Below are 16,918 nucleotides of genomic sequence, written 5' to 3' on the forward strand. Positions count from 1 at the left end.
GCACGCCTCCCCGTAACGGGTGCCGACGCAGAGAAGAGAGACGACCGTGAGCAAGTCCGTGCGGCCGGCGGCCGAGGGCACCGACCCTTTCGGCACCGCCCGCCTCCGCCGCGGAGTCCTCGACGCGTGGGCCGCGGCCCCGGCCCGGTTCCGTGAGGACGCGAACGCCGAGGAGGACCTGGCCCTCGGCGGCTACCGCGACCGCCTCGTCGTGGAGCTGGCCCAGAACGCCTCGGACGCCGCCGCCCGCGCGGGCGTGCCCGGCCGGCTGGCGCTGACCCTGCGCGGCGGGGTCCTCGCCGCCGCGAACAGCGGCGCCCCCCTCGACGCCACCGGCGTCGAGTCCCTCTCCACCCTCCGGGCGTCCGCCAAGCGACAGCACGAGGAAGTTGCCGACGCGCGGACCGGCGCCCCGGGCAGCGTCGGCCGTTTCGGCGTCGGCTTCGCCGCCGTGCTCGCCGTGACCGACGAGCCGGCCGTCGTCGGGCGCACCGGCGGCATCCGCTGGTCGCTGTCCGAGGCGCGCGAACTGGCCGCGGAGACCGCCCGGTTCAGCCCGGGGCTCGGGGACGAGATCCGGCGCAGGGACGGGCACGTGCCGCTCCTGCGGCTGCCCTTCGCCGCCGAGGGCACCGCCCCCGACGGCTACGACACCGTCGTCATCCTGCCGCTGCGCGACGCCGCGGCCGAGGACCTGGTGGCCCGGCTGCTCGACGGTGTCGACGACGCGCTGCTCCTGGCCCTGCCCGGCCTGGCGGAAGTCCGCATCGAGACCCCGGACGGCGGGACGCGCACGCTGCGCCGCCGCGTCGAGGCCCCGTACACCGTGGTCGAGGACAGCCGTGACGGCACGACGCGCTGGCGCACCGCCGCCGCGCGCGGTCCGCTGGACGCCGCGCTTCTGAAGGACCGGCCCGTCGAGGAGCGGCTGCGGCCGCACTGGTCGGTGACCTGGGCCGTGCCCGTGGGGCCCGACGGCGCTCCGGAGCGGCTCCGCACGACCCCCGTGGTGCACGCGCCGACGCCGAGCGACGAGCCGTTGGGGGTACCGGCGCTGCTCATCGCGTCGTTCCCGCTCGACACCGCCCGGCGGCATGCCGCGCCGGGGCCGTTGACCGACTTCCTGGTGGAGCGGGCGGCGGACGCGTACGCCGAACTCCTCGACGGGTGGCGGCCGGTGACCGAGGGCATCATCGCTCTCGTGCCGGGGCCGTTGGGCAGGAGCGAGCTGGACGGCGCGCTGCGGCAGGGCATCCTGGCGCGGCTGCCCCGCACCGCTTTCCTGCCGCCCGCGCTGCCCCGCGCCGAGGGCGACGAGGACGAGTTGCCGGAAGCGCTGCGGCCGCGTGACGCGGAAGTCGTGGAGGGTGCCGGGGCCGATACGGTCCGGGTGCTCGCCGAGGTCCTGCCGAGCCTGCTGCCCGCGGGTCTGGAGCGCCGCGCCGAGCTGCGCACGCTCGGGGTGGCCCGGGTGCCGCTGACCGAGGCGATCGACCGGCTCGCGGGCATCGACCGGGCGCCGGAGTGGTGGCGGCGGCTCTACGACACCCTGGCCGGGGTGGACCCGGACCGACTCTCGGGGCTGCCGGTGCCGCTGGCCGGGGGAGCCCCTACGGGCTTCGGCGCAGGGAGCGGCCCGGTCGGCCCCGACGGCATGGACTCCGAAGGTGGCACGGACTCCGAAGGTGGCACGGACTTCGAAGGTGGCACGGACTTCGGGCCCGGGAGCGCCGCCGGTTTCGGCGCCCGGAGCGTGCGTACGACGATCGGGCCCCGGCAGGTGCTGCTCCCCGCCCCCGGTGGCGGGGACGCGGGCGGCCCCGACCCCGCCGTCCTTGCCCGCCTCGGACTGAAGATCGCCCACCCCGAAGCCGTCCACCCGCTCCTGGAGAAGCTCGGCGCGCTGCCCGCGACGCCGCGGGCCGTCCTCAGGACACCGCAGGTCCGGACGGCCGTGGCCGCGTCCCTCGACGACGACACGTGGGACGAGGAGGCGCTGGACGCCGAGGAGTTGGCGGACGTCGTGCTCGCGCTCGTGCGGGACGCGAACCTCGCGCCGGGCGACGAGCCGTGGCTGGCCGCGCTCGCGCTGCCCGACGAGGAGGGCGAGCTCGCCCCGGCCGGTGAGCTGGTGCTGCCGGGCAGCGCCTTCGCCCAGGTCATGCGGGAGGACGAGCTGGCCCTCGTCGACCAGGAGCTGGCGGAGCGCTGGGGCGAGCGGCCCCTCGCCGCCTGTGGTGTGCTCGCCACCTTCGCCCTCGTACGGGCCTCCGACGTCGTGCTCGACCCCGACGAACTGGAGCCGCGCGAGGGCGACTTCGCCGAGCCGGACGACGCGGGGCTCCTCGACGCGGTGGACGTGTGGTGCGAGGACGTGCTCGACCGGCTGCCCGACACCCCCGTGCCGCCGGTGGCGACGGAGATCGTCGCCGTACGGGATCTCGATCTGGTCGACGACGACTGCTGGCCGCAGGCCCTGGCGATGCTGTCGCGCCCGCCGTTGCGGGACGCGCTGACGCAGCCGCTGCGGGTGCTCCTTCCGGACGGTACGACGGAGACGGTCCGTTCGTACACGGCGTGGTGGCTGCGCGGGCATCCGGTCCTTGACGGCCGACGGCCCGCCGGGCTGCGGGCGGAGGGCGGCGATCCGCTGCTCGTGGGCCTGTACGACGCGGCGGACGCGACCGGCTTCGGGGACGAGCAGGTGCTGCGGGCGCTGGGCGTACGGACGTCCGTCGGCGCCCTCCTGGAGGAGCCGGGCGGCGCGGCCGAGCTGCTCGACCGGCTCGCGGACCCGGAGAGGACCGTTTCCCCAGCCCAACTGCACGCGCTGTACGGCGCGCTGGCCGACCTCGACCCGGACCGGGTGACGCTTCCGGACGAGCTGCGCGCGGTGGTGGACGGCGAGGTCGTGGTGGTCGACGCGGCGGACGCGGTGGTCGCCGACGCCCCCGACCTGCTCCCGCTGGCCGGTGGCGTGGCGCTGCTGCCCGTACAGCCCGGCAGGGCGGGCGATCTGGCCGAGCTCTTCCAGGTGCGGCGGCTCAGTGAGACGGCGGCCGTCGAGCCGTCGGGGGAGGGCGTCGAGCACGCGGTGCCCGAAGCGGTGCGGATCCTGCTGGGGCCGACGGCCCCGGAGACGTACATCGAGCACGACGAACTGATCGCGGGCGGCGTGGAACTGGACTGGCGCCGCACCCCGGACGGCGCGGTGCACGCGGCGACGCTGGAGGGCGTGGCGGCGGGTCTCGCCTGGGCGGCGGGCCAGTGGCCGCGCCGCTTCGAAGTGGCGGCGCTGCTGGAAGATCCCTCGCGGACGGCGGAGTTGGCGCGGGACCGCTGGTTCGACTGACCTGTTGGCCCGGGTGACCGCCGGCTCTCCGGGCCGGCGGTCACATTTTCTTCACCTGCCGTACAACCAGTCACACGTGTCACGAGTCTGATCTTGCGAGTCAACAGACTCCTAGATCACTGGGACCCCGCGTGACGGCGTGCGACGCACCGCGGGCCCCCCTTCTCCACTTGGGGAAACACATGCGCATCCGTGCCACCGTGGCCGCACTGTCCGGCACCCTGGCCCTTTCCGCACTCGCCGTCCCGGCCGCCCAGGCCGTCGACGGCCCGCCCATCCCGAAGTCGGCCTCCCTCGCCGCTGAGGCCCGGTCGAATGCCGACGTGGGCGACACCGTCATCACGGAGATCGCCGTCAACGGTGGCAAGGACATCGTGGTCGGCACCTCCGTCAAGAAGACGCTCAAGATCGCCGTCACCGCGACGGACCCGTCCGGCATCAAGGACGGCAAGGCGCTCCTGTGGCACGGCACGGCCTTCGACCGGAACCACATCGACGGTTCGATGGTCCCCAGCTCGGAGACCGGTGACTGCAAGGTCGTGAACGAGACCACGTCCACCTGCACCGTGACGGTCGTCGCCGACCCGAAGTCGAACATCTACGGCAACGTCCTGGCCGGCAAGTGGAAGGTCTGGGCGCTGGCACAGGGGAACGACGGCGACTACGTCTCCAAGGACGCATACCCGACCAGCGTTTCGGTGAAGCGCGCCGCCCGCCTCACCACCAACGCCTCCCCCGAGCCCGTCAAGAAGGGCAAGACCCTCACGGTCAGCGGCGCCCTCACCCGTGCCAACTGGGACACCAGCAAGTACGCCGGCTACACCAAGCAGAACGTGCAGCTCCAGTACAAGAAGAAGGGTGCCGGCAGCTACACCACCCTCAAGACGGTCAAGTCCGACACCAAGGGCAACCTGAAGACCACGGTGACGGCCTCCGCCGACGGCTACTTCCGGTACGTCTTCGCCGGTACCTCCACCACCCCGGCCGTGACGTCGGCCAGCGACTTCGTCGACGTCCGCTAGTTCCCCCGAGAACGGCCTACGCCGGGAAGCGGCGGCCCACCCAGCGGTAGACGGCCTCGACAGCCAGCGAGGCCACCGCCGCTATCGCGACCGCCGCCCACGGCATCGTCGTGCCCACCAGCTTCAGCTGGAAGAAGTCCTGGAGCCAGGGCACGGTCAGGACGAGCAGGAAGCCGAGACCCATCGCGCCGATCAGGCAGATCCGCCACCACGTGTAGGGGCGGGCGATGATGGCGAGCACCCACATGGCGATCAGGAACAGCGCCAGGGTCGCCGCGCTGGTCTCGGCTTCCCGCGCGCCCGCGCCCTCGTAGTGGTGGCGGGCGAGCAGATACGTCACGAAGGTGGCGACACCCGCGATCACGCCGCCCGGGATCGCGTACCGCATGACTCTGCGGACGAAGTGCGGCTTCGCGCGCTCCTTGTTGGGGGCGAGGGCGAGGAAGAAGGCCGGGATGCCGATGGTGAGGGTGGAGAGCAGCGTCAGGTGGCGCGGCAGGAAGAGGTACTCGACCTGTGAGCAGACCACGAGCAGCGCGATGATCACCGAGTAGACGGTCTTCACCAGGAACAGCGTGGCGACGCGCGTGATGTTGCCGATGACCCGGCGGCCCTCCGCGACCACCGAGGGCAGCGTCGCGAAGCTGTTGTTGAGGAGCACGATCTGGGCGACCGCCCGGGTGGCCTCCGAGCCCGAGCCCATCGAGACGCCGATGTCGGCGTCCTTGAGCGCCAGGACGTCGTTCACGCCGTCCCCGGTCATCGCGACCGTGTGGCCGTGCGACTGCAGGGCGCCCACCATGTCGCGCTTCTGCTGCGGGGTGACCCGGCCGAAGACGGTGTGCTCGTCCAGGGCCTGCGCCATCCCGTCCCGCTCGGTGGGCAGCTTGCGGGCGTCCACCGTGTTCTCGGCGCCGGACAGGCCGAGCTTGCCCGCGACCGCGCCGACCGAGACGGCGTTGTCGCCGGAGATGACCTTGGCGGCGACGTCCTGCTCCGCGAAGTAGCGCAGGGTGTCGGCGGCGTCGGGGCGTAGCCGCTGCTCCAGGACGACCAGGGCGCTCGCCTCCGCCCGCTCGGCCGCACCGGGGTCGTCGAGGTCGCTGCCGGCCGCGCGGGCGAGCAGCAGGACGCGCAGGCCCTGCCGGTTGAGCTCCTCGATCTCGGCGAGGGACGGGTCGCCGTCGGGCAGCAGCACGTCGGGGGCGCCGAGCAGCCAGGTCGACGTGGTGCCGTCGCCCTCGCTGAAGGAGGCGCCGCTGTACTTGCGGGCGGAGGAGAAGGGCAGGGACTCCGTGCAGCGCCACTCCTCGCTGTCCGGGTAGGCGTCGATGATCGCCTGGAGCGAGGCGTTGGGGCGCGGGTCGGATTCGCCGAGGGCGCCGAGGACCTTGCGTACGTACGTCTCGTCGCCGCCGTTCAGCGGGCGCAGCTCGGTGACGTCCATGCCGCCCTCGGTGAGGGTGCCGGTCTTGTCGAGGCAGACCGTGTCGACGCGGGCGAGGCCCTCGATGGCGGGGAGTTCCTGGACGAGGCACTGCTGGCGGCCGAGCCGGATCACGCCGATCGCGAAGGCCACGGAGGTGAGGAGGACCAGGCCCTCGGGGATCATCGGGACGATGCCGCCCACCGTGTACGCGATGGACTCCTTGAAGTTGTCGTCCTTGACGACGAGCTGGGAGATCACCAGGCCGATGGAGGTCGGGACCATCAGCCACGTCACGTACTTGAGGATCGTGGAGATGCCGGTGCGCAGCTCGGAGTGGACGAGCGTGAAGCGGCTCGCCTCCTCGGCGAGCTGGGCCGCGTACGCCTCGCGGCCGACCTTGGTGGCGGTGAACGCGCCGCCGCCCGCGACCACGAAGGAGCCCGACATCATCCTGTCGCCGGGCTTCTTGACGACCGGGTCGGCCTCGCCGGTCAGGAGCGACTCGTCGACCTCCAGGCTGTCGGTCTCGACGGCCTCGCCGTCCACCGGGATCTTGTCGCCGGGGCCGAGCTCCACCAGGTCGCCGAGGACGATCTCGGAGGCGGAGATCTCGGCGGCGCTGCCGTCGCGCCGGACGGTGGGCTTGGCCTCGCCGATGACGGCGAGGGAGTCCAGGGTCTTCTTGGCGCGCCACTCCTGGAGGATGCCGATGCCGGTGTTGGCGACGATCACGAAGCCGAAGAGGCTGTCCTGGATCGGTGCCACGAAGAGCATGATCACCCAGAGCACGCCGATGATCGCGTTGAACCGGGTGAAGACGTTGGCCCGGACGATCTCGCTCAGGGAGCGGGAGCTGCGTACGGGTACGTCGTTGATCTCGCCGCGGGCCACCCGCTCGGCGACCTCCGCTGCGGTCAGCCCCGTGGCGCGCCCCTCGGGGGGCGGCACCGGGTGGACCGGGTCGAGTTCGGCGCCCGCGTCGATATGCGTCATGCATTCGACGGTAAGCGTGGTTGTGGGGCTTCACCCCTTGAATGTCCCGAAGATCCGACCAGGGGAGGACGTGACCCGTCCCCTGGTTGTACGCGTCAGGGGCGGGTGGTTGTACGCGTCAGGGCCGGGGCTGTGCCGCCTCCGCGCGCTTGATCGCCGCGTCGCGTCCCCGCACGTACCAGATGCCGATGAGGCCGAGGCCCGCGCCGGCCAGGCAGGTCCACACCCACCACGTCGCGTCGCGGTCGTCGAACCAGCCGTAGAACGGCAGCTGGACCAGGAAGAGGACGAACCAGAGGATCGTGCCGCCCGTGATGGTGGCGACCACGGGGCCCTCAAGGGGCTCCGGCGCCTCGTGCTGTGGGGTCCACTTCGCCATGAGTACACCTTACGAGGAGGGGTGGGCGTCCCGTACACCCGTTGCCCCGCAAGGGTCTACGCGCGGAGATAGCGATTTCTGTCTCATGTATTCATACTGAAACGGCTCGTTAATGGCCGATTGCTTTCGTAAGAACACACAAGGCAATCAGGAATCGCCGCTTAACGATCTTTCCCTTCTCTGAGTTCACGAGGTCCCGCATGCCTTCCTCGGCCACTGCCCCGGTCGACGCCAGCAAGGAGCCGCCGAAGCCCCCGCAGAACGGGCTCGACAGCTTCTTCAAGATCTCCGAGCGCGGCTCGACCCTGGCCCGTGAGGTCCGCGGCGGCTTCGCCACCTTCTTCGCGATGGCCTACATCGTCGTGCTCAACCCGATCATCCTGGGCAGCGCGAAGGACATGTACGGGCATCAGCTCGACAACAAGCAGCTGGTCACCGCGACCGTGCTGACCGCCGCCTTCACCACGCTCCTCATGGGTGTCATCGGCAACGTCCCGATCGCGCTGGCCGCAGGCCTCGGCGTGAACACCGTCGTCGCCCTCCAGCTCGCGCCCCGCATGTCGTGGCCCGACGCCATGGGCATGGTCGTCCTCGCCGGCTTCGTCGTGATGCTGCTCGTCGCGACAGGGCTGCGGGAACGGGTCATGAGCGCCGTGCCGCTCGGCCTGCGCAAGGGCATCGCCATCGGCATCGGCCTCTTCATCATGCTGATCGGCCTCGTCGACTCCGGCTTCGTCTCGCGCATGCCGGACGCCGCGCACACCACCGTCCCGCTCCAGCTCGGCGGCGACGGACACCTCAACGGCTGGCCCGTCCTCGTCTTCGTGCTCGGCGTGCTGCTCACCCTGGCGCTCCTCGTGCGCAAGGTGCCGGGCGCCATCCTCATCAGCATCGTCGTCATGACGGCCGTCGCGATGATCATCAACGCCGCCGCGGACATCCCCTCCTGGGGCCTGACGACGCCGGAGTGGCCCGGCAACCCCGTCTCGGCGCCCGACTTCGGGCTCGTCGGCCAGATCAGCCTCTTCGGCGGCTTCGGCAAGGTCGGTGTCCTGACCGGCGTCCTCTTCGTCTTCACCGTGCTGCTCTCGTGCTTCTTCGACGCGATGGGCACGATCATGGGCATCGGCGACGAGGCCGGCCTGACCGACTCCAAGGGCAACATGCCCGGCATGAACAAGGTGCTCTTCGTCGACGGCATCGCGGTCGCCGCCGGCGGCGCCTCGTCCTCCTCCGCCACCACCTGCTTCGTGGAGTCCACGGCGGGCGTCGGCGAGGGGGCCCGTACGGGCTTCGCGAACGTCGTCACCGGCGGGCTCTTCGCCGTCGCGCTGTTCCTCACGCCGCTCGCCACGATGGTCCCGTCCCAGGCGGCCACGCCCGCGCTGCTCGCGGTCGGCTTCCTGATCCTGTCCGGATCCATCCGGCAGATCGACTGGGCGGACCACACGATCGCGATCCCGGCGTTCGTGACGATGCTGATGATGCCGTTCACGTACTCGATCACGAACGGCATCGGCATGGGCTTCATCACCTTCACCGTGCTGCGGCTCGCGGCCGGGCGCGCCCGGGAGGTGCCGGTCGCGATGTACGTGGTGTCGGCCGTGTTCGCCTTCTACTACCTGATGCCGGCGCTGAACCTGACGTAAGGCGCGAGCGCGAACCCTGCCCGAGGCACGCGGGGGCGGTTATGCCCGCCCGAGGCCCGCGGCGGCCGTTACGCCCGCCCGAGGCCCGCAGGGGCGGTTACGCCACCCCGTAGAACTTCTCCGTCTCCTCGACGGATGTCGCGAACCGTTCGTCGAAGTCGTCGCGAATGAGCGTCCGGACCACATAGTCCTGGACGCTCATTCCTCTTTTGGCCGCGTGCTGTCGGAGCCGGTCGAGCAGCTCACCGTCTATGCGCAGGCTGAGCACTGGCGATCCCATGCGTGACAGGGTCCCGGGCGCCCGGCGGCCGGTGCGTCGCTTTTCGGCGCCGCCTCACTCGTTCGGGTGACGAAAGGGTTCGCCGCCCGCAGTGCGGGAATCCGAGTGGTCTTTAGCTAGGGTAATGAGTTACGCTAACAACCATGCCGGACCTCTCCCATGGTGACGATGCCGTCGCCGTGAACGCCTTGCGCTCCGCTGTGATGCGCCTTTCCCGTCGACTCAAGCACCAGCGGGTCGACGAGTCGCTGAGCCCCACCGAAATGTCGGTGCTCGGCACCCTTGCCCGCTGCGGCTCCGCCACCCCGGGTGAACTCGCCCGCAAGGAGCACGTGCAGCCGCCGTCGATGACCCGCATCGTCGCCCTGCTCGAGGCGAAGGGCCTGGTCCGGCTGGAGCCGCACCCCGAGGACCGCCGCCAGAAGGTGGTGACCCAGACGGAGACCGCCGAGGCCATGCTCGAAGAGAGCCGCCGCAAGCGGAACGCCTGGCTGGCCTCGCTCACCGAGCACCTCGACGAGGACGAGTGGGCGCGGCTGCGCGCCGCCGCTCCCGTACTGGAGAAGCTCGCGCACCTTTAGGGCCCTTCTGACGCCAAGCCCCGCGGCGCCCCGCGGGCACTCCCGCCGACCCGCGGGAGCCGTACGTACGCCAAGGAGGCGAACGCACTTTGAGTACGGGATCCGGAGCAGACTCCGCCCCCGCACCAACCGCCCTCGACCCGACCGCCCGCCCCCACAAGACCTCGATGTTCAGCTCGCTGAAGATCCGTAACTACCGGCTCTTCGCGACCGGCGCGGTCGTCTCCAACACCGGCACCTGGATGGCCCGCATCACCCAGGACTGGCTGGTCCTGAGCCTGACCGGATCCTCCGCGGCCGTCGGTATCACCACGGCCATGCAGTTCCTGCCGATGCTGCTGCTCGGCCTGTACGGCGGCGTGATCGCCGACCGCTTCGCCAAGCGGAACCTGCTCTTCCTTACCCAGGGCGCGATGAGCCTCAGCGGGCTCTTCCTCGCGGCCCTCACCCTGACCGGCAACGTCCAGGTCTGGCACGTCTACGTCGCGGCCTTCTTCACCGGCCTCGTCACCGTCGTCGACAACCCGACGCGGCAGTCCTTCGTGTCCGAGATGGTGGGACCCGACCAGGTCCGCAACGCCGTCTCGCTGAACTCCGCCAACTTCCAGTCCGCCCGCCTCGTCGGCCCCGCCGTGGCGAGCGCGCTGACCGCCGCCGTCGGGCCCGGCTGGGCGTTCCTCGCCAACGGCCTGTCCTTCCTCGCGCCGCTCACCGGCCTGCTGCTGATGCGGACGAGCGAGCTGCACCGCACGCCGCGCACGCCGCGCGGCAAGGGCCAGCTGAGGGAGGGCCTGAACTATGTGTCGAAGAACCCCGAGCTGATCTGGCCGATCGTCCTCGTCGGCTTCATCGGCACCTTCGGCTTCAACTTCCCGATCTGGCTGAGCGCCTTCGCGGACGACATCTTCCACGGCGGCGTGGGGATGTACGGGCTGTTCAACACCCTGATGGCGATCGGTTCGCTGGCCGGCGCGCTGCTCGCGGCCCGCCGCGGCACCTCGCGCCTGCGGCTCCTCGCCGGGGCGGCCACCGCCTTCGGTGTGCTGCAGATCGTGGCCGCGTGCGCGCCCGAGCTGTGGATGTTCGTCGCGCTGATCGTGCCGATCGGCATCCTCGGCCTGACGGTGAACGTCACCGCCAACTCCTCGGTGCAGATGGCCACCGACCCCGAGATGCGGGGCCGCGTCATGTCGCTGTTCATGATGGTCTTCACCGGCGGCACGCCGCTGGGCGGCCCGCTCTTCGGCTGGCTCGCCGACGCCTACGGCGTCCGGATCAGCATGGCCGCCGGCGGACTCGTCTGCGCGCTCGCCGCGGTCGGCGTCGGCCTGATGCTGGCCCGCGCGGCGAACCTCCGGCTGAAGGTGGACCTGCGCCGGGGCCACCAGCACGTGCAGTTCGTCCCCAGGGAACGGGAGCTGGCGGCCGCGGCGTAGCGCCGTGCGGCGGGCAACGCGGGTCCACGGGCCCACGGGGCCGGTGCCTGCCGCTTGCTCGTCTCGCTCGTCCGCACGGTGCCGGGGCGGCGCTTGCGTCACGTGCTGTGCCTGCGTCGGCGCGGAGCCTCTGCTGACGCCGGTGCCGGTGCCGTGGGGCGGGGTCGCAGCGGTCAGACGCGGCGGGCCAGGACCTGCCCCGGCCAGGTGCCGTCCGGGCCCGTGAAGGGCTCGGTCGGCGTGAAGCCGTTGGACTCGTAGTACGCGACGAGCTTGCCGTCGTCGCCCGCGTAGCAGTCGACCCGGAGCAGGGACACTCCCTGTCTGCGGGTCTCCTCCACCGCGTGTGCGAGGAGGGCGCGGCCCACCCCGCGGCCGGCGTGGCGGGTGCGGTCGGCGGCGAGGATGTGGATGTAGCGCTCCGGCTCGTCGGCCTCGGGAATGTAGTCGCCGCCGGGCCCGTCGGTGAGCGTCAGCGTGCCCGCCACGGCGCCGTCGATCTCGGCGATCCACGGCTCGCCCGTCGTCACGTACTTCTCGACCATCGCGACGGCCCTGGGGTTGCCCGACCAGGGCTTCGTGCCCCACTGCCCGGTCCGGCCCTGCGCGGCCAGCCACTCCACCGCGCCGTCGAAGAGGGCGATGATCGCCGGTATGTCGTCGACCCCGCCCCGCCTGATCCTCATGGCCTCCGTGTCTGTCATGGAGGGAGGCTAGCGTCACCCTCATGAGACTCTTCGCCGCGGTCCTCCCGCCGGACTCCGCGACCCGCGAACTGGCCGCCGCCGCAAGCGCGTTGAAGCGGCTGCCCGGCGCCGACGAGCTGCGCTGGACGGCCCGTGACGGCTGGCACTTCACGCTCGCCTTCATGGCGGAGGCCGACGACGCGGTGGTGCCGGACCTGGCCGCCCGCCTGGCGCGGGCCGCGCACCGCACGCCGCCCTTCTCCCTCGCCCTGCGTGGCGGCGGGCACTTCGGCGACCGGGCGCTGTGGGCCGGTGTCACCGGAGACGTCGCCGCGCTGCGGCTGCTCGCCCGGCGTGCGGACGCGGCGGCGCGCAAGGCGGGCGTGACGATGGAGGAGCACCGGAACTACCGCCCGCACCTGACGCTGGCGCGCGGCCGGGGCGAGACGGCTCTGGGTCCGTACGCCGATGAGCTCGGCGCCTTCCGGGGCACCGCGTGGACCGTGGGGGAGCTGACGCTGGTCCGCAGCAATCTGCCGCGGAGCGGGGTGCCGGGGGAGCGGCCTCGCTACGAGGTGGTGGGACGCTGGTCACTGGGAGGCGGCGCGGGGGCGCCGGACGGCGCCGGTTAACCTCGACCACGTGGACCCGAAAACCAGAAACCGGATCATGGCCGGTGTGCTCGTGCTGATGTTCATCGTGGTGGCGGTGGCGGCCGCGGTCGGCGGTTAGGCCCCTGCTGACGGATCTCCGCGAGGTCGAGGCGGTCCGTCAGCAGGGCCCTGGCCGACGCGGGCCGCTACCCGTGTCTCCCCCGGATCACCAGGCGAAGGACTCCGGGGAAGGCCCGGGACCGGGGAAGATCTCGTCCAGCGCGTCGAGGACCTCCTCGGACAGCTCCAGCTCGACGGCGCGCAGCGCGGAGTCGAGCTGCTCGGCCGTGCGCGGGCCGACGATCGGCGCGGTGACACCGGGCCGGGTGAGCAGCCAGGCGAGGGCGGTCTCGCCGGGTTCGAGGCCGTGCTTGTCGAGCAGGTCCTCGTACGCCTGGACCCGCGCGCGCACCTCCGGCTTGGCGAGCTCGGCGGCGGCGCGTCCGCCGGTGCGGCGCGAGCCCTCGCCCTCCTTCTTCAGCACGCCGCCGAGCAGTCCGCCGTGCAGCGGCGACCACGGGATGACGCCGAGGCCGTACTCCTCGGATGCCGGTATGACCTCCATCTCGGCATCGCGGGCGGCGAGGTTGTAGAGGCACTGCTCGCTGACGAGGCCGTAACCGCCGAGCCGCCGTGCGGTCTCGTTGGCCTGGGCGATCTTGTAGCCGGGGAAGTTGGAGGACCCGGCGTAGAGGATCTTGCCCTGCCGTACGAGTACGTCGACGGCCTGCCAGATCTCCTCGAACGGCGTCTGCCGGTCGATGTGGTGGAACTGGTAGATGTCGATGTGGTCGGTCTGCAGCCGCTTGAGGCTGGCTTCGACGGCGCGGCGGATGCTGAGCGCGGAGAGCCGGTCGTGGTTGGGCCACGGGGTCTCCCCGTTCGGGGTCATGTTCCCGTACACCTTGGTGGCGAGGACGACCTTGTCGCGGCGGCCGCCTCCCTGGGTGAACCAGGTGCCGAGGATCTCCTCGGTGCGGCCCTTGCCCGCGCTCTGTCCGTAGACGTTGGCGGTGTCGAAGTAGTTGACGCCCGCGTCGAGCGCGGAGTCCATGAGCGTGTGGCTGTCGGGTTCGTTGGTGAGCGGCCCGAAGTTCATGGTGCCGAGCGTGAGCCGGCTGACCTTGAGCCCCGTGCGTCCCAGCTGCGTGTACCTCATGGTGATCCACCCAAAGGGGTGGAGTGGGCTCTAGGCAAGGGGTGGGTGGCAGGGGCGGTCAGTCGCGGGGGAAATCGCCGGTCTTGAGGATGAGGTCGGCCGGTGTGCAGGTCAGGTCGACTTCGTAGCCGAAGGAGAAGGGAAGTTCGCTGGTGTAGTCGATGCCGTTGTCGCTCTCCTTGGGCTGGGTGTAGAGGTGGCACCGCCCCTCGTACGGATCGACGATCAGGTAGGCAGGGATTCCGGCTGCCGCGTACGCGTACTTCTTGGCGTAGTAGTCGTTCTCGGCAGTTCCCTTGGAGATGACCTCGGCGACAAATTCGATGTCCTCGTAGCGCCAACCGCGCTCATGGGTCCACTCTGCGTCATCCCGCAGTTTCGCCACGTCCGGGCAGAAGCCGTTCTGGCCTCCGGGGAAATCGATGCGCACGTCGGAGAGCACCATCACATTCATGCCGAACCTGTCCTCCAGGGCTCGGACGATCCTGCGAATAATCTGCCAGTGCGTGTTCCGTTGCGGCGTCATGAAGACGGCTCCCCCGACGATCTCGATTCGGTAGCCTTCGAGGAAGTGGTCTCGCCCGAGCGCTTTGAACATCACGTCCAAGGCGTTCCTGTCGCCGTTCTCAGCCATCTCGATCCTGTCGGTCTCTACGACGGTCATCGTGGCGCTCCTCCCCGACTGCCCTCGGTCGAGTGCGGCCGCGCAGTACAACGATACGCACGGAGCCGAGGTCACGTCCGGTCACGAACCGCCGAGCCACCCGGCCGCGTCGAGCCGAGAGTGGTGGCCTGGGTGAGGAAGGTGGTCCAGGTGGCCGGGGATATCTGGAGGGTGGGGCCGGTGGGGTTCAGCTTTGAGTCGCGGATGTGGATGGTGGCGGGGGTGGCGGCGACTTCCAGGCACTCGCCGTCCCCGAGGCTGTAGCTGCTCTTGAACCAAGTCGTTTCGTTGCTCATAGTTCGCTTGCCACTTTCTCGATTAGCTGTGCGGAATCCTCAGGGGTGAGCGCATGAGTGCGGAGAGCCCCGTATTTACCTTGCAGGTTGCCCAAGTCGGGCTGTTGGCTGACGAAGTAGCCGCCGATGTGCCCCTCGATGTAGGCGAGCTGTCGTCGCTCAGCCGTCTCAAGCAGGATCATGGGCCTCATCGGGCCGGTGTGGATCTGCCTCTCGTGGGGCATGACTTGGATCTCGACGTTTCGAAGCTTCCCGAACTCGACCAAGCTGTGTAGTTGCTTCTTAAGCACAGGTTTGCCGCCCAACGGGCGAGTCAGGACACTCTGCTCCACGATGAAGTTGAGCACGGGCGCAGGCTTGCGTGTCAAGAGTTGTTGCCGCGCCTGTCGTTTGGCCACCCGTTTGTCGAGCTCGTCGTCGTCCAGGGGTGGGTGCACGCAGTTGAATACGGCTCGCGCGTAATCCCCGGTTTGCAGCAACCCTGGCATCACATGGTCCTGGTAGGAGTAGATGGACAGCGCCATCTTCTCGTGCTCCAGAAAGTCCTCTGTCCACTCTTGGAGCCCGCTCTGCTCGAATTCTTTCTCCGCGAGCACGAGTAGTGCCCCGTGTGCACCCACAACCTTGTCCGCGAGCTCTACCAGCTTCCCTTTCGGGGGCCGCTCCCCACGCTCCACCATCGCCACCTGCGACTTGGAGTAGCCGACGTGTGCGCCCAGCGCCTCTTGCGTCAAGTCGGCCTGCTCGCGGTAGAACCGCAACAGCGCCCCGAACGACCTCGACCCTCGTTCACCGAAGTGCACAACGCCCTCCCCAAGTGCACAGCGCAGCACGACGCCTGCGAATCCCTGGTCACAGTATGTGAGCGCCCGACAGCATCTGCTGCATGAACTCGGAAACCTCATCACTCAGGGTCCACGACTGGATTCCGGCGACGGGCCATGCCCTGCGGCACGCGGGCATTCACTTCGACGCGGTACGGATCGAGGGCGCGCTCGGCGAGCAAGTCGCGTACGACCTGATGCAGTTCACGGATTTCCGCGCGGGCCCGATCGTCCGCGAGGCGACGGGCGGGCGCTACCTCTACTTCCTGCTGCCCCCGCAGGCAGCGGAGTCGTACGCCTGGCCGGTCGGTGCGCGGGCGCTGGGCCGGAGCGCGGGGAGCCTCGCGTACGTGGGCGTGCCCGCGCTGGACGGCTACACGTGGCCGCTCGACTGGAGGTCACGCCCGACGAGTGAAGTCCCGTTCGTGGAGGGTGATTTGTTGCACGAGACGACTAAACGTGCGGTACGGTGACCGCATCGTCACGCTCTGTGTCCGGCCGGACATGGGGCGGTCCCCGGAGGTGCTAGCAACACCGCCCGAGGACCTTCACCACCGAATGGATCAGAGGTCCACCGGGATGCTTCGGCATGCTATCGCGCCCAACCGGCGCTACACGAAGGCTTCGCACGACGTCGTACGGCATCAGTGCCTGAACAGCGACGCGAAGATCCTGCTCCTGTACGTGCAGGGGCTCTCCGAGGCGGACGCCTCCGCCAGATCGCTCGGCGAACACGCGGCGCGGCTCGGCATCAAGGGCCGCGCCTACCAGCGGGCCAAGCAACTCCTTGAGGAATCCGGCTACTTGCACGCGTGGCGTTGGCAGGGAGAGCGGGGCCGCTGGGTCACGGAACAGCTCCTGGCGAACGTCACCCTGACGGGTGAGGAGGCGGGGCGGGCCCGGGTCGGAGACGGGCCGTCACCGACTGCGCAGGCACCGACGGTCGGCGGGCCGGGGACGCGGGAACCCGGCGGCTCTTACCCGGAAGAACAATGGGAGAAGAATCTTCCCCACCCCCCCGCCCGAAGACCCGGAGCCCGCGGCCGGCACGGAACTGGCCGAGGCCGAACGGGTGTTGCTGTCGCTCCGCCACGTGAACCGGGACCTGCTGCTGGGCGTACGGGAGGCGAGAGCCCTGGCAGGGACGGCGGCGGAGTGGCTGCGACGGGGCGTGTCGACGGGTGACCTCCGCAAGGCGCTGGCAGCCGGGCTGCCTCCGGGCGGGGTCCGGTCGGCGGTGGGATTCGTACGGCACCGGCTGGTGCAGAAGCTCCCGGCCCACGCGGGGGCGATGCCCTCTCCGGCGGTCACGGGCAGGCCCGGCCTCATGACCTGCGCGGGGCCGGGTGCCGAGCACGTCTTCCGGCCCCTGGGCGAGGAGACGCGATGCGGTCGGTGCCGGGCGGAAAGGGCCTCCTCCAGCACGGAGGAAGACCGCCGCACACAGCCGTTGCCCTGGCGTGACCGCCTGGCCGACGCGGGCGCCTGACGGCTCAGTCCGCTTCGCGCTCCGCT

16 protein-coding genes are annotated in these 16,918 nt (G+C 70.6%); 8 read left to right on the forward strand and 8 right to left on the reverse strand.

Translation table 11 applies throughout. The annotated features are described in order from the left end of the window. Window positions 1-46: 46 nt before the first annotated feature. Together ACFVYL_RS09905 and ACFVYL_RS09910 are read left to right on the forward strand one after the other, a co-directional pair. A complete protein-coding gene (locus ACFVYL_RS09905) occupies window positions 47-3,352 on the forward strand; it encodes a sacsin N-terminal ATP-binding-like domain-containing protein (RefSeq protein ID WP_389714227.1) in 3,306 nt (1,101 codons plus the stop codon). 182 nt (window positions 3,353-3,534) lie between these two features. Further along, entirely contained in the window at window positions 3,535-4,374 is an 840-nt protein-coding gene (locus tag ACFVYL_RS09910) for a DUF5707 domain-containing protein (RefSeq protein ID WP_389714228.1), read from the forward strand. A gap of 16 nt (window positions 4,375-4,390) precedes the next feature. On the opposite strand, the gene ACFVYL_RS09915 is transcribed toward ACFVYL_RS09910, so the two are convergent. Beyond that, on the reverse strand, window positions 4,391-6,796 hold the full coding sequence (locus ACFVYL_RS09915) for an HAD-IC family P-type ATPase (RefSeq protein ID WP_389714230.1): 2,406 nt from the start codon (window positions 6,794-6,796) through the stop codon (window positions 4,391-4,393). A gap of 118 nt (window positions 6,797-6,914) precedes the next feature. Continuing rightward, window positions 6,915-7,175, reverse strand: coding sequence for a DUF2530 domain-containing protein (locus ACFVYL_RS09920; RefSeq protein WP_389714232.1), 261 nt, complete (start codon window positions 7,173-7,175; stop codon window positions 6,915-6,917). 200 nt (window positions 7,176-7,375) lie between these two features. On the opposite strand from ACFVYL_RS09920, the gene ACFVYL_RS09925 reads away from it, so the two are divergent. Then, window positions 7,376-8,824, forward strand: coding sequence for an NCS2 family permease (locus ACFVYL_RS09925; protein WP_389714233.1), 1,449 nt, complete (start codon window positions 7,376-7,378; stop codon window positions 8,822-8,824). Between the two features lie 97 nt (window positions 8,825-8,921). Here ACFVYL_RS09925 and ACFVYL_RS09930 read toward each other — a convergent pair whose 3' ends face one another. Next, the gene (locus ACFVYL_RS09930) at window positions 8,922-9,104 is read right to left on the reverse strand and encodes a ribbon-helix-helix protein, CopG family (protein ID WP_389714235.1); all 183 of its coding nucleotides are present in this window, start codon (window positions 9,102-9,104) and stop codon (window positions 8,922-8,924) included. A 143-nt stretch (window positions 9,105-9,247) separates the two neighbouring features. On the opposite strand from ACFVYL_RS09930, the gene ACFVYL_RS09935 reads away from it, so the two are divergent. Next, window positions 9,248-9,685 (forward strand): MarR family winged helix-turn-helix transcriptional regulator, encoded by a 438-nt coding sequence (locus tag ACFVYL_RS09935; RefSeq protein WP_389714236.1) that lies wholly within the window; start codon window positions 9,248-9,250, stop codon window positions 9,683-9,685. Between the two features lie 89 nt (window positions 9,686-9,774). Beyond that, on the forward strand, window positions 9,775-11,121 hold the full coding sequence (locus tag ACFVYL_RS09940) for an MFS transporter (protein ID WP_389714238.1): 1,347 nt from the start codon (window positions 9,775-9,777) through the stop codon (window positions 11,119-11,121). 173 nt (window positions 11,122-11,294) lie between these two features. Here the strand turns inward: ACFVYL_RS09940 and ACFVYL_RS09945 are convergent, their stop codons facing one another. Next, on the reverse strand, window positions 11,295-11,825 hold the full coding sequence (locus tag ACFVYL_RS09945; RefSeq protein WP_389714239.1) for a GNAT family N-acetyltransferase: 531 nt from the start codon (window positions 11,823-11,825) through the stop codon (window positions 11,295-11,297). Between the two features lie 23 nt (window positions 11,826-11,848). Here ACFVYL_RS09945 and thpR point away from each other — a divergent pair, with 23 nt between their 5' ends. Then, window positions 11,849-12,439 (forward strand): RNA 2',3'-cyclic phosphodiesterase, encoded by a 591-nt coding sequence (gene thpR / locus ACFVYL_RS09950; protein ID WP_389714241.1) that lies wholly within the window; start codon window positions 11,849-11,851, stop codon window positions 12,437-12,439. 187 nt (window positions 12,440-12,626) lie between these two features. Here the strand turns inward: thpR and ACFVYL_RS09955 are convergent, their stop codons facing one another. The 4 genes from ACFVYL_RS09955 to ACFVYL_RS09970 form a co-directional block, all read right to left on the reverse strand. Beyond that, window positions 12,627-13,619 (reverse strand): aldo/keto reductase, encoded by a 993-nt coding sequence (locus ACFVYL_RS09955; RefSeq protein WP_389714243.1) that lies wholly within the window; start codon window positions 13,617-13,619, stop codon window positions 12,627-12,629. Between the two features lie 58 nt (window positions 13,620-13,677). Next, a complete protein-coding gene (locus ACFVYL_RS09960) occupies window positions 13,678-14,283 on the reverse strand; it encodes a Uma2 family endonuclease (RefSeq protein ID WP_389714244.1) in 606 nt (201 codons plus the stop codon). Window positions 14,284-14,354: 71 nt separating this feature from the next. Beyond that, entirely contained in the window at window positions 14,355-14,579 is a 225-nt protein-coding gene (locus tag ACFVYL_RS09965) for a DUF397 domain-containing protein (RefSeq protein ID WP_389714246.1), read from the reverse strand. Then, window positions 14,576-15,382 (reverse strand): helix-turn-helix domain-containing protein, encoded by an 807-nt coding sequence (locus ACFVYL_RS09970; protein ID WP_389714248.1) that lies wholly within the window; start codon window positions 15,380-15,382, stop codon window positions 14,576-14,578. Before ACFVYL_RS09970 ends, ACFVYL_RS09965 begins: the two co-directional genes overlap by 4 nt. 83 nt (window positions 15,383-15,465) lie before the next feature. Between ACFVYL_RS09970 and ACFVYL_RS09975 the strand changes: the two genes are divergently transcribed. Beyond that, on the forward strand, window positions 15,466-15,876 hold the full coding sequence (locus ACFVYL_RS09975) for a hypothetical protein (protein ID WP_389714250.1): 411 nt from the start codon (window positions 15,466-15,468) through the stop codon (window positions 15,874-15,876). A 620-nt stretch (window positions 15,877-16,496) separates the two neighbouring features. Further along, the gene (locus ACFVYL_RS09980; RefSeq protein ID WP_389714252.1) at window positions 16,497-16,892 is read left to right on the forward strand and encodes a hypothetical protein; all 396 of its coding nucleotides are present in this window, start codon (window positions 16,497-16,499) and stop codon (window positions 16,890-16,892) included. Window positions 16,893-16,918 lie beyond the last annotated feature (26 nt).

Origin of the sequence: Streptomyces sp. NPDC058308 (assembly GCF_042880275.1) — a bacterium.
Classification (GTDB): Bacteria; Actinomycetota; Actinomycetes; order Streptomycetales; family Streptomycetaceae; genus Streptomyces.